At 71.1% G+C, this 14,234-nt stretch carries 10 protein-coding genes and 2 pseudogenes; 6 read left to right on the forward strand and 6 right to left on the reverse strand.

Going from position 1 to position 14,234, the window contains the following annotated elements; genetic code table 11:
- Nucleotides 1-507 precede the first annotated feature (507 nt).
- From OG906_RS01095 to OG906_RS01105, 3 genes are read right to left on the reverse strand one after another with little or no spacing between them, the layout of a single operon-like run.
- A complete protein-coding gene (locus OG906_RS01095; protein ID WP_329439042.1) occupies nt 508-981 on the reverse strand; it encodes a hypothetical protein in 474 nt (157 codons plus the stop codon).
- A 21-nt stretch (nt 982-1,002) separates the two neighbouring features.
- The gene (locus OG906_RS01100; protein ID WP_329439044.1) at nt 1,003-1,860 is read right to left on the reverse strand and encodes an alpha/beta fold hydrolase; all 858 of its coding nucleotides are present in this window, start codon (nt 1,858-1,860) and stop codon (nt 1,003-1,005) included.
- Nucleotides 1,857-2,480, reverse strand: a complete 624-nt coding sequence (locus tag OG906_RS01105) for a TetR/AcrR family transcriptional regulator (protein ID WP_329439046.1) — start codon at nt 2,478-2,480, stop codon at nt 1,857-1,859. The genes OG906_RS01100 and OG906_RS01105 overlap by 4 nt, the downstream gene beginning before the upstream one ends.
- 236 nt (nt 2,481-2,716) lie before the next feature.
- Here OG906_RS01105 and OG906_RS01110 point away from each other — a divergent pair, with 236 nt between their 5' ends.
- The gene (locus tag OG906_RS01110; protein ID WP_329447889.1) at nt 2,717-3,511 is read left to right on the forward strand and encodes a class I SAM-dependent methyltransferase; all 795 of its coding nucleotides are present in this window, start codon (nt 2,717-2,719) and stop codon (nt 3,509-3,511) included.
- Between the two features lie 162 nt (nt 3,512-3,673).
- Complete coding sequence (locus OG906_RS01115; protein ID WP_329439048.1) at nt 3,674-4,909, forward strand: MFS transporter; 1,236 nt, start codon at nt 3,674-3,676, stop codon at nt 4,907-4,909.
- Between the two features lie 362 nt (nt 4,910-5,271).
- Here OG906_RS01115 and OG906_RS01120 read toward each other — a convergent pair whose 3' ends face one another.
- The gene (locus OG906_RS01120; protein ID WP_329439050.1) at nt 5,272-7,731 is read right to left on the reverse strand and encodes a CehA/McbA family metallohydrolase; all 2,460 of its coding nucleotides are present in this window, start codon (nt 7,729-7,731) and stop codon (nt 5,272-5,274) included.
- 357 nt (nt 7,732-8,088) lie between these two features.
- Complete coding sequence (locus OG906_RS01125) at nt 8,089-8,958, reverse strand: AraC family transcriptional regulator (protein ID WP_329439052.1); 870 nt, start codon at nt 8,956-8,958, stop codon at nt 8,089-8,091.
- 375 nt (nt 8,959-9,333) lie between these two features.
- Here OG906_RS01125 and OG906_RS01130 point away from each other — a divergent pair, with 375 nt between their 5' ends.
- The gene (locus OG906_RS01130; protein ID WP_329439054.1) at nt 9,334-9,777 is read left to right on the forward strand and encodes an ATP-binding protein; all 444 of its coding nucleotides are present in this window, start codon (nt 9,334-9,336) and stop codon (nt 9,775-9,777) included.
- 175 nt (nt 9,778-9,952) lie between these two features.
- Here OG906_RS01130 and OG906_RS01135 read toward each other — a convergent pair whose 3' ends face one another.
- Entirely contained in the window at nt 9,953-10,726 is a 774-nt protein-coding gene (locus tag OG906_RS01135) for a response regulator (protein ID WP_329439056.1), read from the reverse strand.
- Between the two features lie 114 nt (nt 10,727-10,840).
- Between OG906_RS01135 and OG906_RS01140 the strand changes: the two are divergent.
- The 3 genes and pseudogenes from OG906_RS01140 to OG906_RS01150 all read left to right on the forward strand — a co-directional run bounded on the left by OG906_RS01140 (nt 10,841) and on the right by OG906_RS01150 (nt 14,184).
- Nucleotides 10,841-12,452 (forward strand): annotated as a pseudogene (locus OG906_RS01140) (sensor histidine kinase).
- A pseudogene (locus OG906_RS01145) lies at nt 12,413-12,716 on the forward strand (SpoIIE family protein phosphatase); the annotation flags it as partial. The pseudogenes OG906_RS01140 and OG906_RS01145, both read left to right, overlap by 40 nt.
- A gap of 244 nt (nt 12,717-12,960) precedes the next feature.
- Entirely contained in the window at nt 12,961-14,184 is a 1,224-nt protein-coding gene (locus tag OG906_RS01150; RefSeq protein WP_329439058.1) for a cytochrome P450, read from the forward strand.
- Nucleotides 14,185-14,234 lie beyond the last annotated feature (50 nt).

Genomic DNA, 14,234 nt, shown 5'->3' on the forward strand with positions numbered 1-14,234 from the left:
GACACACGGGTCGGCCTCGTTCCCAGCCGGGCGCGCGTGCGCCACCGCAGGTGGGTCTACGGCCGCAGCATCCACCCGACTGACGTCGAAGGCTTCTCGCAGGCCCTGCCCGCAGTCTGCCGACGCCGCGGGGAGCGCGTCGGTACGACCCGGGCCCGGCGCCACGGGGCCGTGCGCGCAGACGAGGAGGTGTACGAGCGCGGCCAGGGCAAGAGCGATGACCGCCCAGGCCCATGACAGAGCCGGCCTGCCACCTCGATGTACCGCCACGACCTCCATGACCACAAACAGTAACCAGACCCGTGCGCAGGGTTCCTGTCCGGCGTGCCGGCGCCCAGGGCTGCCGGGCCGCCCTCGCATGTCTCGAATCCCTTGGGAGCGGGGGCGATCACCGCGTCCCCGAAGGGGTGCCAAGCGCCCCCTGCTTCTCTCGTCCGTACGCCGGATCGGGTGAATCCGCGCCCTGTCCGGGCCTGACCACGTGCCGAACGCGCGTGGACGCCTCTGTCACAGTCCGCCCGGGCCTTCGAAGGGATCCCGTGACCGGTACCGCCTGCGTTGCTCCTCCGCGATCCGCTGCAAACTCGCCGTGACCGGGCTCTCCTCGTCCGCTGTCCCACGCGGCTCCTGGTCACGCCTCTTCTGCTGGTACCCCCTCCCACCGGGGACGGCCCTCTCCCACCACTTGTCCACCGACCACCACAAGCGCGTGTACGGCGCGGCGCCGTGCACGACGATTCCCAGGGTCCGCCACTGCTCCGGCGTGTAGCTCTTGACCCGCGTGGCCTTCTCCAGCTCGCGCAACAGGCCGAGTACCGCCTCCACCGAGGCCGACGGCGCCGCGCCGCCGCGTCCGGTCCTCTCATCGACCCGCGCGGCGACTTCCTCCGCGGTCGAGGGGCGTCCCAGCGACTCGACGGCCTCCCGTACCTCGTCCTCGCCCGGAACGTACGTCTGCCGGTCGTTCCCGCTCGTCCCCACCGTCCGTCTCCCCCCGCTCGGTCATGCGATGTCTTCCAGGAACGGGACGATCGCGTCGAGGAAGTGCTCGTTGCGATCGCCGACCACCATGTGCCCGGCGCCGGCGACGTCGACGCGCCGCGCCTTGGGAACCTCGTCGCAGAACTGCTCGGCGACTTCTTCGCGCACCACGTCGCTGCTCCCGCCACGGACGAGCAGGATCGGCACCTCGGCGTGGCGTGCGGCGTCAAGGAGACGCTCCGCCATGCCGGGCGGATCCATCCGGCCCTCCAAGCTGTCCAGCATGCGGGGGTCCCAGTGCCAGACCCAACGGTCCCCATGGCGCCGCAGGTTGGCTCGTATCCCCCCGGGGTCGGGCGGAAGTGGACGGTGCGGCAGGTGGGCGGCTGCCGATGCGGCCGCTTCGCCCTCGTCGGCGAATCCGTCCGGATCGCGGCGCATGAACGTGACGATCCGGCGGAATCCTCGAGGATCCGGCCGATGGGCGACGTCGACGAGGACCAGGGCGCGGACCGCTGCCCGCGGCGCCTCCCCGGCGGCCAGCAGGGAACTCAGGCCACCCAGCGAGGCGCCGACGAGCACCGGTCGGTCGTCGAGCTCGACGGCGATCGCCCGGACGTCCTCGGCGAACAGGCCGAGGTCGTAGTCACCGTCGGGAGACCACGCGCTGGTGCCATGCCCCCGCAGGTCCGGGGCGACGACGCACCACCCCAGCGCGGCCAGCCGAGGGCCGGTCCGATGCCAGGCGTGCCGGGTCTGACCGCCGCCGTGCAGCAGGACGAGAGGGGGATCGGACGTCTGGCCCCACACGTCCGCCGCGAGCCGGACCCCGCCGCAGCCGATGAAGTTCCGTGACCGGGGCCGGGCGTCCGCGGTCATGGGGCATCCCGGGTGCGCAGCGGCGCCAACAACTGGTCGCGGTGGGGGTCCGAGGCCCCGGCGGCGAGCGCGACGTCCAGCGCGAACAGGGAACGGGCGAGGAACCGGTCGTCGTCGATCAGGGCGGCGACCCACTGGTGCAGCGCCCCCACACACGAGGCGCTGACCACGGCGGCCAACGCGTCGGTATCGATGTCGGCGCGCAGGAGGCCCCGTGTCCGCGCGTCCGCCATCGCCCGGAGGAGCTGGGTGTGCGGACTGCGGTCGAGTACGAGGCCACTCCCCTCCCACCCGCGCACCATGCGGCGGGACACGACCGGGTCGCTCACGAAGAGCTGGACGGTCGACCTGACGACCTCCCGCGGGTCACCTTGCCCCGGCTCGGCCAGGCGGGCCTCCAGCTCGTCCATGAACCCGTCGGCGAGCGCCTCCCAGATCTTCTCGCGCGGCCCGATCAGGTTGTACACGGTGGCCGGCGATACCTCGGCCCGTTCGGCGATCCGCTCGGTACTGATCACCGATTCCGGTTCCTCGCGCAGGAGTTCGCGCGTCGCGTCGAGGATCCGCAGGCGTCTCCGCGCCTTGTGCCGCTCACGCAGCCCCCCTTCGGCTGTCCGCATGCGCCCACGCACCTCCTCGAAACTTAGAGAGCCTTCTAAACATAGAGTTCCCTCTGGAAGGGGTCGGGGAAACCTCTGCGGGTCGACTTCCCCGGCGAGCAAGATGCGGTCGGTGTCGGTGGGGGCGACTCCATGGCGCGCGGCGGGACGGCGCGGCGGGACCGGGGGTTTCCGGAGGCGGCGTTACCGTTGCGCAGGTGACGGGAAGCGATGCCGACCGGCAGTGGTCCGAGTCCATGCCGGCGGCCTACGAGCAGTACCTGGTGCCGGTGCTCTTCCGGCCCTTCGCCGAGGACCTCGCCACCCGAGCCGCGGCACTCCGCCCTCGGCGGATCCTCGAACTCGCAGCGGGTACCGGTGCTTTGACCCGGCTCCTGCTCGCTGCGGCGCCGTCGGGCGAGGTGACGGCCACCGACCTCAACGAGGCCATGGTCACCTTCGGGTCGGCTCAGGCCCCCGGCGCAACGTGGCGGCAGGCCGACGCGCAGGGGCTGCCGTTCCCGGACGGAGCCTTCGACCTCGTGGTCTGCCAGTTCGGCGTGATGTTCTTCCCCGACCGGGTCGCGGCCTTCACCGAGGCTCGTCGGGTACTGGCCCCGGGTGGCCGGTTCCTGTTCAACACCTGGGGCCCGCTCGACACACACGCCTTCGGCGCCGCGATGCAGGCCGGGCTGGAGCGCGCCTTCCCGGCCGACCCGCCGCGGTTCCTCCCCACCGTCCCGCACGGCTACTGCGACCCCGCCGTCGTGGCCGCAGACCTGGCGGCCGCCGGGTTCGCCGTCGAGGACGAGCAGGAGCTGACGTTGGAGGGCCGGGCCGTCTCGGCCGCCGATGTCGCCACCGGATTCCTCACCGGGACACCCGTGCGCGCGGCCGTCGAGGAGCGCGGAGACGGGCCGGCCGTCCGGGCCACCGTCATCGACGAGATGACGACCCGTCTGGGCGCGGGGCGGGTCGCCGCCACGATGACGGCCTACGTCTTCCGCGCCACGGCCTCCACGCTCGACACGCCTGCGCCGAGGAGGGCGTAGGCCGACTTGGACGGGACGCCTCGCACGGGCGCCCAAGGCGGCGGCAGCGGGCCCCCGGAACCCTTGGCCCGTCGGTGGCGCCGGTCTCGGGAGCGGGGGAATCCTTGCTCTGGACGGCGCAGCTTGCGGGCCGCGGGCGGGGACGGTGCCTAGCATGGCGCCGTGCAAGCAGCCCAGCGGACGGCCTCCGACCGAACGTCACCCACCGCCTACCTGAACCTGGTCGTCGCCACCGTCGGCTTCACGCTCACCTTCTGGGCATGGGACCTGATCGCCCCGCTCGGCAGCGACTACCGGGACCGACTGGGTCTGACCGCCCTTCAGCAGTCCCTGCTCGTCGCCGTGCCGGTGATCGTCGGCGCTGTGGGCCGGGTACCGGTCGGCGCGCTCACCGACCGGTACGGTGCGCGCTTGATGTTCCCCCTCGTCTCCGCGCTCACCATCGTGCCCGTTCTGCTGTTGATTCCGACGCGCGACTCCTACGCGGCCACGCTGGCCGTCGCCTTCCTGCTCGGCCTGGGCGGCACGACGTTCGCCATCGGAGTGCCGTTGGTCAACTCGTGGTTCCCGCCCGAACGCCGGGGTCTGGGCCTCGGCGTGTTCGGCATGGGCATGGGAGGTGTGGCGCTCTCGGGCTACTTCACCCCGCGGATGGCCCGGCACGACGAAGCTCTGCCCTTCCTCGTCGTGGGATCCGCCCTGGCGGTGTACGCCCTGCTCGCCGCCCTGCTGATCCGGGACCGGCCCGATCGGACGGTGCCGACCGCCTCGCTCGCCGGCCGTCTCGCGCGAAGCGGCCGGCTCCGGGTCACCTGGGAGCTGTCCGCTCTCTACGCCATCGGCTTCGGCGGGATCGTCGCCTTCGGGGTGTACCTGCCCACCTATCTGAAGACCTGGTACGGGCTGTCGCCGACCGACGCGGGCACGAAGGCCGCCGGGTTCGCCCTGATCACCGTGGTCATGCGTCCCTTGGGCGGTTGGCTCGCCGACCGCTTCAACCCGGCGGTGGTCACCTCGGCCGCCCTCGGGTTCGTCGCCCTGTTCGCCATCGTCCAGGCCTTCGAACCGGCGCTGGACCCGGTGGGCACGATCTGTCTGCTGTGTCTCGCGGCCGGGCTGGGCACGGCCGGAGGGAGCATCTTCACCCTGCTGTCCCGGGTGACGCCGCAACCACAGGTGGGCAGTGTGACCGGCATCGTGGGCGCGGTGGGCGGCCTGGGCGGCTTCGTGCCGCCGCTGGTCATGGGCGCCGTGTACAGCGTCCAGGACTCCTACTCGATCGCTTTCATGCTGCTGTCGGATCTCGCGCTGGCCGGTTGCGTGTACGCGTACGCCGGCATGCGCAAGCCGCCTCCGGCCGGGGCTCCCCACCGGCCCGCCCCGACCCCCACCGGGTGAACCTCGGTACCTGAGGCGCCAGAACGTGTGGTGGGGCTGACCACCATCGCGGCCTGGGAGGTCGTCTTGCGCCACGCTCCGACGCCGAGTCGGCCCGTGGTTCCGAGGTCGGAGGTGGATGCCCGCGGGCGGGCACGCCCCTGTGGTGGAGGGCGCCTCGCCCGCGGGGACGGCCCGCACCTGGCTGACCCTGATGCGCGACACCGCGCCGCCGCCGGGTGCCGACGTATCCGGCTCGACGGTGGCCTTGACGGTCTGGCCCGGGCCCACGGCCGCCACGGTCTGTCGAACGTTGCTCATCCGGTCCGCGTGCCGAGAGGCATCGCGGGTGCGTGCGGGTGTGACGGACCGGGGTCATCGGTCTACCCGGCGCTGATGGCCGTCACGTGCGTGGTGCCGTCGGGCAGGGTCGTGATGCGGACCTGCCCCGCGGGGAAGGGGTCGCTGCCGTTCGGGCCGGGGATCTGTCGGAACGGCGTCCAGGAGCCGTCCGGCTTCCTGATGTTGTGCCAGATGCGCCCGTCGAGCCCGACGGCGACGATGTGCGCGGAACCATCGGGCGTCCCCGTGATTCCGATGGCACTGGCCCCCATCGTGGCAGTGGTGACGCCCTGCGGGGCCTGGAAACCGCTCCAGGATCCGTCGGGGCGTCGGATCTGGTGGTAGACCATCCCGTCGAGGCCGATCGCGAGCACCTGGGAGGAGCCGTCGGGCATGCCGGCGATCGACAGGGCAGGGCCGGAGAAGGTCGGGGCTCCCTTGTGGCCGGCCATGCGTCCCCAGGTGGACCATGCGCCGTCCCGCCCTCGGACGCAGTGGTACATGGCGCCGTCCGTGCCGTATCCGAGCAGCTGGGCGGAGCCGTCGGGCATGGCGGCGATCGACACCTTGGTCGTCCCCCATCGGCTGTTGGCGGTGAAGCCGGGCACGGCCTGGAATCCGGGCAGCCCACCGTCGGCACGGCGCTGTTGGTGGAGGGTGGTGCCGTCCATCGCCGTCGCCACGATCTGGCAGGTCCCGTCGGGGAAAGCCGCGATGTCCGCCTCCCGTACGGTGAATCCGGCCGAGCCGTCGGGTCCTGCGATCCGCTGCCAGGGCCGCAGCGTGGCCGTTCCCCGGACGGTGGTCGTCCACAGCCCGTTGTCGGGTGCGATGCCCAGCACCACCACGGAGCCGTCCGTCATGCCCGCCGCGGCGCACTGCACCGCCGCGAAGGAGGGGTCGTCGGCCCCGGCGCCCGGCAGCGGACGCATGCTGCCCCAGGAGCCGTCGGGGCGGCGCTCCGTGTGGAAGAGGGTGCGGCGCTCCACGTCGTACGGGGGGCGTTGTGCCGCGTAGAACCACACGGGGTTGGTGAGGGCGACCAGTTGGTCCAGCGTGGTGGAGGCCGGCTTCGGTCGGCGCACCTCGGCGCGGACGAACAGGGAGGCCTTGCCCCACCCGCGCCAGCGCAACCGGCCGCTGCCGCTGCCGTCGATGCAGGTGGCTGCCATGATGCCCCACTCGGTGTACAGGGTGGCGATGCTGTCCGGGGCGCCCGTCACGTTCAAGGTCACGTCGACGGTGTCGAAGAACGACAACGGTAGTTCCTCGCCGGGGCCCGCCACGGCGCCGCCGGTGCGCGCGGTGAAGTCCACGGTCACCGCCGTGGATTCGACGGCGTACGACCTGCCCTGACGCAGGGCGTCCAACAGGGCAGGTGTCGACAGGCTGGTGGCGTTGACCACGTTGTGGGGTCGCCCGACAGCGTCCGCGGGGCTGTGGGCGTCGCTGTTGCCCACCGCCGCGACACGCTTGCCGAGGCAGAGCATGACGTGCCATGCGGCGATGTTGGCGGCGTCGTCAAGGGTCCATGGTCCGTTCCACACTTCCAGCGCGTCCACACGGTCGAGGCCGAACTCCCAGAAGGATCCGGCTGCGGGAGTGAGTGGATGGGCGGCGATCGCGAGTCCGCCCAGGCTGTGTACGCGCCGGACGTGGCTTTCGAAGACTCCCGAGTTCGTGGGGCCGTAGCGCCAGTCCACCCATTCGCCCTGGGGAAGGCCGACGGCCAGCCAGTGGCCGTGGCGGGTGGTGACCTCCTCGGCGTTGATGACCAGGAGGTCGGTCGGGATGTTGCCGTGCCAGGTGACCCCGGTGGAGCTGGTGTTGTGGTCGGAGGTGGCGATGAAGTGCAGGCCCTCCCGGCGGGCGGCCGCGACGATCTCGTCGACCGTGCGCTGCCCGTCGGAGTGCACGCTGTGCAGGTGCAGGTCGCCCCGGTACCAGCCGGGTCCACGCCCGGAGAGGGCCGCCGGCAGGATGTCGTACGGAGTACGGGGCAGCGGGATTCCCGAGTACAGGGTGATGTCCACCTGCCAGGCCATGCCGTCGGGGCTGCCGACCATCGGTCCCAGGATGACGGACCACCGGCCGGGCTCGACCGGCCCGGGTACGTAGCCGGGGGTGGCGTCGGCCGCGGAGAGGGTGAACCCGGTGCGGGCGCCGCCCGACCAGCCGCGGAATCCGGACGGGCCGAACATGCCGAGGTCCAGAATGCCGGCAGAGGCGTCGTGGGAGGCGTCGACGGAGATCCGTTGCACTCCGGCCGGTACGTCGAAGGGGACGTACGCCCACTGGTCGTTGCCTTGGGGGGCTCGGCCCCGGTAGGTGCTGATCACCATGCCGGTGCCCTGTTCGCGCGTCGCGGCGTACGCGATGCGCGCGGGGCCCAGGGCGGCTGCTCCGCCGGCGGCCAACAGGGCCCCCAGCCGGAGCAGTGACCTGCGCTCGACCCCGGGGGTGGGGTGGGGCACGGCGTTCGGAAGGTTTTCACTGGGCACGGCCGTGATCTCCGTTCACGTGAGCCGACAAGGAGGACGTGCGGGCGCGGTGATGTGCCTGTGCTGTGTCGCCGAACGGGCGCCGATGAGGCCTGCGGCACCGGAGTGAACTGGAGAGGTCCACCGCAGCTCCTGTCTGACGGCCCCCTACTGTTCGTTCGAACGAACAGTAGGGGGCCGGTTGCGACCTGTCCACACCTTCGACACGCGACTCGCGCACCCGCCGCGGTCCGTCAACTCAGGCTCGAATCACGGCCTTCCGCGGGATCCCCCGCTCCTTGCGCGGTGATGGTCCCGTCCTTGTTCGCGACCGCGACGGCCTCACGCGTGGGGTCGGGCGCGCGCTGCCGAAGCCCGTCATGCCGGTTCGACGGGGAGCCACAGTTCGCAGGTCGCGGTGCTGAAGTCGTCCGCGCGGTCGAGGACCGCGACGATCGAGGGACCCGGGCGCAGACGCCACGGATTGGAGGGGAACCACTCGGTCGCGGTCGCCGCCCAGGTCGACTGCAATGCCTGCGGATGCGGTCCGGCGGTACGGAAGACCGCCCACTTGCCGGCCGGCAACTCGATGGCGTCGAGGTCGTCGGGGGCCGGGGTGTCCTGGGAGACGGCGACTCCGTGCAGGTAGGTCAGTTCGCTCCCCTCCGTGCCGTCGGGGTCGACGTCGTCGGAGACTGACAGCAGGCCCGCCGGTTCGGTGTCGCCGAGGGCCTTCAGCCGGAGATGCTCCTCTTGTGGCAGGGCCGTGATGTGCTGCTGGATGTGCGGGTTGATGCCCTGGTGAATGAGCGGGACGCGGGCTGCGTGTCCGACCAGCCGGAACGGGGGGCGATCGATGAGGCGGGTGTCCATGGGGATGCTCCCTTCGACGGTCAGGCGGATCCTGAGCCGTGGTTGTGTGCGCAGGGGGCCTCCGGCGCGGCGCACGTCACGGGGGCCGGCGCCGTGGACCGCGCGGAAGGCGCGTCCGAACGCCTCGGTCGAGCCGTATCCGTACCGGACGGCGATGCTCAGCAGATCGTCCTCGCCCCGGACCACGTCGGCTGCGGCCACGGTCATGCGGCGCCGGCGCACATACTCCGACAGCGGCATGCCGGTCAACGACGAGAACATCCGGCGCAGGTGGTAATCGGTCGTGCCGAACTCGCCGGCCAATCGACTGACGTCGAACTCCGCAGCGAGTTGCTCCTCGACGAGATCGACAAGCCGGTTGAGGGCCGAGATCATGAGGCCTCCTTTCGATGTCAACCCTGCCGGAAGAACCCCGACCGGACCCGACCGCAGCGATCCGATCCGATCATGCGCCGCGCCACTTCGCACCCACGACAACCAGGCCGACACGCAGGCCCCGAAGCCGCGGCGGATCACGACAGGGCGGTGGCCGTCCAGGGCCGCCCCACGCCGCTGATGGCTTCGGCCAGGAGCGGTGTGGCGCTGCCGCGCAGCCGGCACGGAACGGACGCGGACAGGGACTGGCAGGGCCGGGCATGGCGGGACGAGGATGCCGCACGGGGGTGAGGAGATGTCCGCGTCCCTCGGTCCGTTCCGTAGGGTGTGGGACGCAGGGCCCGGGGGCGGCCCTGGGAAGGCAGGGCAGACCACATGGAGCGGGCGGCGGAAGGTACGGACCAACACACGAACGCCGGCGGATCGATAGCGCTCTCCGCGGCCTTCGAGGACACCGAGCCGATCGGACGGCCCCGCGGCCAGGCCCGGTCTTTCCTGGCCGAGTTGCGGACCGTCCACCGACTCCCGGTCTCCGACCGCGCCGCGGACCTGGTCGAGTTGGTCGTCAGCGAGTTGGTGACGAACAGCCGAAAGTACGCTCCGGGGCCCTGTCTGCTGACGCTGGTGCTGCGCGAGGACTGTGTCGAGGTGAGCGTGTGGGACGGCAACCCGGTGCTTCCGTCGGTTCTGCCACCGGACCCCTACCGTGTCGGTCAGCATGGTCTGGAGATCGTCATGGCCGCCGCCCAAGCCTTCCGCGTCGAGCGGGAAGGCGTCGGAAAGCGTGTCACGGCTGCCATCGCGCTCGTCGATCCCTAGGACCGGGGGCTCCCGTTCTCGCCGACCCGTTTCGCGGCTCCGAATCGCCACCACTTCCGGCAGCCTCTGCCACGGCCGTCGTCTGCGGCGGACCCGCCTCCCCGGCCCCGCTCGTCGCCGGCTCGGGCAGGAGCGAGGTGTGATCGTCCGGCCGTGCCCACCCGGCGGGAGGTGCTCAGGTCCGGGGCGGGCGGGTGGCGGTGTCGAGGTAGAACGCGTCGATGCTCCGCACCGCCTTCTCGAACTCGTCGAGGTTGACGGGCTTGGTGACGTAGGCGTTGGCGTGGCTGCCGTAGGCGCCGGCGACGTCTTCGGGCGCGGAGGACGTGGTGAGGATGACGACGGGGATGGTCTGGAGATTCTCGTCGTTCTTGAGGATCTGGAGCAGGTCGCGGCCGTTCATGCGGGGCATGTTCAGGTCGAGGACGATGAGGTCGGGGCGCACGCTGCCGGGGGTGCGCAGGTGCTCCAGCGCGGCGACCCCGTCGGTGACCTGGACCAGGTTGCGGGCCCCGCGCTCGGAGAGGGCCTCCTCGATGAGCATGGCGTCGGCCATGTCGTCCTCGACGAGCAGGACGTCGAAGGGGCGGGCGGGGGTGGTCGTCATCGGTTGCTCCGTCGGTGCTTCGTTGGAGTGGTCGAAGAGCCCGGGCCAGCGGCGGCGTGCGCCCTGGCGGGTCATTCCGCAGGCGGCGCCGAGCTGGGGGTAGCCGGCTCCCGCACGGGCTGCGGTCACGGCGGCGTCCCGTTGGAGGCGTTCGGCTGCCTGCTGGAGCTGGTCCAGCAGGTACAGGTGCGCCAAAGCCTGGGCCGATTCGCCTTGCGGCGGGTTCGGAGCGTCCTCCAGTAGCTGGAGGGCAAGGCGTCTCACGAGGTGTCCGACCGCCGCGTCCGCGACGGCTGCGGTCTCCGGCGAGTTGGTCCTCAGTACGAAGTTCTTGCCAGGCATGACAGGCACATTAGGTGCCTTGGGAAGGCAGGACAACATGGGTTGTCCTGGTCCGTTGAGAGTATGCCTGCCGTGCTCGGTCGAGAGCGGCTGTCTCGGCGAGGAGTTGGCACGATGACCGGCGATCAGCGGCCGCTGAACACGCGGAGGTTCTCCGCGTGGACGACGCGGCGGTGGTTGCGCGTCGGGGTGGCCGTGTCCTTGACCGTCCTCACTCTCCTCGGGGTGACGGGCGCATGGGTGCTGGGACGTACGGCATCACTCAGCGATCACCTGGTGAACGTGAGGTCCCCCGCCCTGAGTACGTCGTTTCGTCTGGAATCGGTGCTGCTGAACCAGGAGACCGGCATCCGCGGCTACGGCCTGACGGGCGTCTTCGACTTCCTCGCCCCGTACCAGCGAGGGCTCGCCGACCAGAGCACCTATACCGCGAACCTGACAGAACTGCTCCGCGGCGACGCGGCAGGCCTGAGGGACCTCAAGGCCGTGCAGGACGCGGTGGAGATCTGGCAGAAGCAGATCGCCCGCCCGGTCGCGGCCGCGCCCGCGGGGGCACCCGTACAGCTGACCGCAGAACGGGCGGCGGCCGGCAAGGAGGCCTTCGACGCCGTTCGCACCGCGATCAGCGCTCAACAGGACCGACTGCGGCAGGATCGAGCACGGGCGGTGGAGGACCTCTCTGCCACGATGACGCTTCGCAACTGGGTGTTCATCGCGATCGCCCTGGTCATCGCCGCTCTGACGGTGCTGGTCTTCGAGGGGCTTCGCCGAGGAGTCACCACTCCCCTGGACCGGCTGGGCTCGGACGCCCGCATCATCGCGGCCGGCGACTTCGACCACCCCATCGCCTCCACGGGGCCCGCGGACCTGAGACAACTCAGCGGCGAGATCGACTTCATGCGCCGGCGGCTCGTACGAGAGCTGGCGTTCGCCAAACAGGCTCGATTGCGCCTGGACGCCCAGGCCGCTGGCCTCCAGCGCTCGGACGCCGAGCTGGAGCAGTTCGCCTACGTCGCCTCCCACGACCTCCAGGAACCGCTGCGCAAGGTGTCCAGCTTCACCCAACTCCTTCAGTGCCGCCAAGGCGGACAACTCGACGCCCGCGCGGACCAGTACATCGATTTCGCGGTCGACGGCGCCCACCGCATGCAGACCCTCATCAACGACCTCCTCGCCTTTTCCCGGGTCGGCCGCGTCAACCACCAGCTCCAGAACGTCCGATCTCGACTCCGTGCTGGCGCGGACCCTGTCCGCCCTCAGTGTCAGCGTCGAGGAGACGGAAGCGGTGATCACACACGACCCGCTGCCGACCCTGATCGCGGACCCCACCCAGATGGGAATGCTCTGGCAGAACCTCACCGGCAACGCGATCACGTTCCACCGCCCCGACCAGGCCCCGAAGATCCACATCGCCGCCGAGCGAGAAGGCGCCCTGTGGCGGTTCACGGTCACCGACAACGGCATCGGCATCGCACCCGAATACGCCGAGAAGGTCTTCGTGATCTTCCAGCGGCTCCACACCAAGGACGCGTACAGCGGCAGCGGCATCGGCCTGGCCATGTGCAAGAAGATCGTCGAGTTCCACGGCGGCACCATCGCCGTCGACCCCGACTACCGCGACGGCACCCGCATCACCTTCACCCTGGCCCCCGAACCCGCCCAACGCCCCGGCCCGGGCACCGTGCCGGGGGCCTTCCCCAGCCGATCCTCGACACCTCCACGGTGACGGTGACCGCCCGCTATACCCGGCGCCGAACGGGCGCTGCTCGGCGGTGACTTCCTCGACGTCGTCGAAGGCGATGACGGGCTCCTGCACGCGGTCGTCGGCGACGTCAGCGGCCACGGTCCCGACGCCGCGGCCCTCGGCGTCTGCCTGCGCATCGCCTGGCGCTCGCTCATCCTCGGCGGACACCGCGGCTGGGAGCTCCTGCGTCTCAGGGAACGCATCCTGATCGCCGAACGCGGCCCGCAGCACCTGTTCGCGACCTGCCGCCAACGGACCCGGCCGCCCTCGTCGACCGACTCATCAAGGAAACCCGGGCACGCAACGCCGGACGCCACACCGATGACATCGCCGTCCTGCGCCTCGACTGGGACAACAGGCGACACCCCTCCCCGTGACATGGTGCGTAGCCGGCCGAGGCACGGGCAGGGGTCTGGGATGACGACGTGGGCCTGAACGCCGTGGCGGCGCGAGGGCGTGTGCGAGGCGTCGCGTCGGGTACGCGCATGCCATGCCCCCTTACAGCGACAGCACCGTCAGTCTCTTGACCCGCGGGTACGCCTGGCTGCCCGACCGGATGCGCAGCGCGGCTGACGGCGTGTTCGCCACTCGTCTGTGGGGCAGGCCCACGGTCGCGCTGCGTGGCCCGGAGGCCGTTGCCTTCTTCAACGACGAGCGTCACGTTCCACGGACCGTAGCCCTGCCGGATCCCGTCCTCGGCACCCTGTTCGGCCAAGGTGCCGGCCACACCCTCGATGGTGAGGCTCGCCGAGTCCGCGAGGCGATGTTCATCGCGCTCCTCGACAGCGGCAAGGGCATCGCCGCGCTCGGCGACCATGTCGTCTGGCGGTGGCGAGAAGCGGTGGCCGGTTGGAAGTCGGATCCTGTGGTGGTCCTCGACGAGACCGCCAGGGTGCTCGCCCTCGCGGTGTGCGACTGGGCCGGGATGGCGCTGTCCGAGGCGGACGCTCGCGAGATGGCCCACGACTGTGTCGCCATGGTCGACGGGTTCGCCGCTCCCGGCCTCCGACACCTGCGCGCGCGCCGCGCTCGCGCCCGTCAGGAGCAGTCCCTCGCCCGCCTGATCGCCCAGGTACGCGAGGGTCAGGAGGCCGACCTCAAGGGCTCCGCTCTGGAGGCGGTGGCCTGGCACCGCGACGTGGACGGAAACGTCCTGGACCCGCACGCCGCCGCCGTGGAACTTCTGAACATCATCCGGCCCACGGTCGCCGTCGCCTGGTTCGCCGCGTTCGCCGCCCACGCTCTGCACCGTTGGCCTCACCACCGCGAGCTCCTGCGCTCGGATCCGGAGGGAAGCCACGCCAAGGCCTTCGCTCACGAGGTACGCCGCTTCTACCCCTTCGCCCCCTTCGTCGGCGGTCTCGCTGCCCGTGATCTGACCTGGCGGGGCACAACCATCCGCAAGGGCACCCTGGTCCTGCTCGACCTCTACGGACACCATCACGACGCGGCCCTGTGGGAGCACCCGTACCGGTTCGACCCTCACCGTTTCACCAGCCCGAACAACCTGCTGGCCCAGCTGATCCCCCAGGGAGGCGGCGACGCGGCCCTGGGTCACCGTCGCCCCGGCGAGGATGTCACCGTGACGGCTCTCTCGGCAGTGGCGGCGGAGCTGGCGCGGCTCGACTACGAGGTCCCGGACCAGAACCTCACCATCCCCCTGTCCCGCATCCCGACGGCTCCCCGCAGCGGCTTCATTCTCAGGCTGCCTTGACCGGTCACCCGTCGGCCGCGGCCATGGAAACGCCCGCCTCCACAGCGAGT

It is taken from the genome of Streptomyces sp. NBC_01426, from assembly GCF_036231985.1.
GTDB lineage: Bacteria > Actinomycetota > Actinomycetes > Streptomycetales > Streptomycetaceae > Streptomyces.

Excerpts from the sequence above, each read along its gene's own strand:
- OG906_RS01100 (WP_329439044.1), bottom strand. The coding sequence starts at position 1,860 with ATGACCGCGGACGCCCGGCCCCGGTCACGGAACTTCATCGGCTGCGGC.
- OG906_RS01105 (WP_329439046.1), bottom strand. The coding sequence starts at position 2,480 with ATGCGGACAGCCGAAGGGGGGCTGCGTGAGCGGCACAAGGCGCGGAGA.
- OG906_RS01110 (WP_329447889.1), top strand. The coding sequence starts at position 2,717 with ATGCCGGCGGCCTACGAGCAGTACCTGGTGCCGGTGCTCTTCCGGCCC.
- OG906_RS01125 (WP_329439052.1), bottom strand. The coding sequence starts at position 8,958 with ATGATCTCGGCCCTCAACCGGCTTGTCGATCTCGTCGAGGAGCAACTC.
- OG906_RS01130 (WP_329439054.1), top strand. The coding sequence starts at position 9,334 with ATGGAGCGGGCGGCGGAAGGTACGGACCAACACACGAACGCCGGCGGA.
- OG906_RS01135 (WP_329439056.1), bottom strand. The coding sequence starts at position 10,726 with ATGCCTGGCAAGAACTTCGTACTGAGGACCAACTCGCCGGAGACCGCA.
- OG906_RS01150 (WP_329439058.1), top strand. The coding sequence starts at position 12,961 with ATGCCCCCTTACAGCGACAGCACCGTCAGTCTCTTGACCCGCGGGTAC.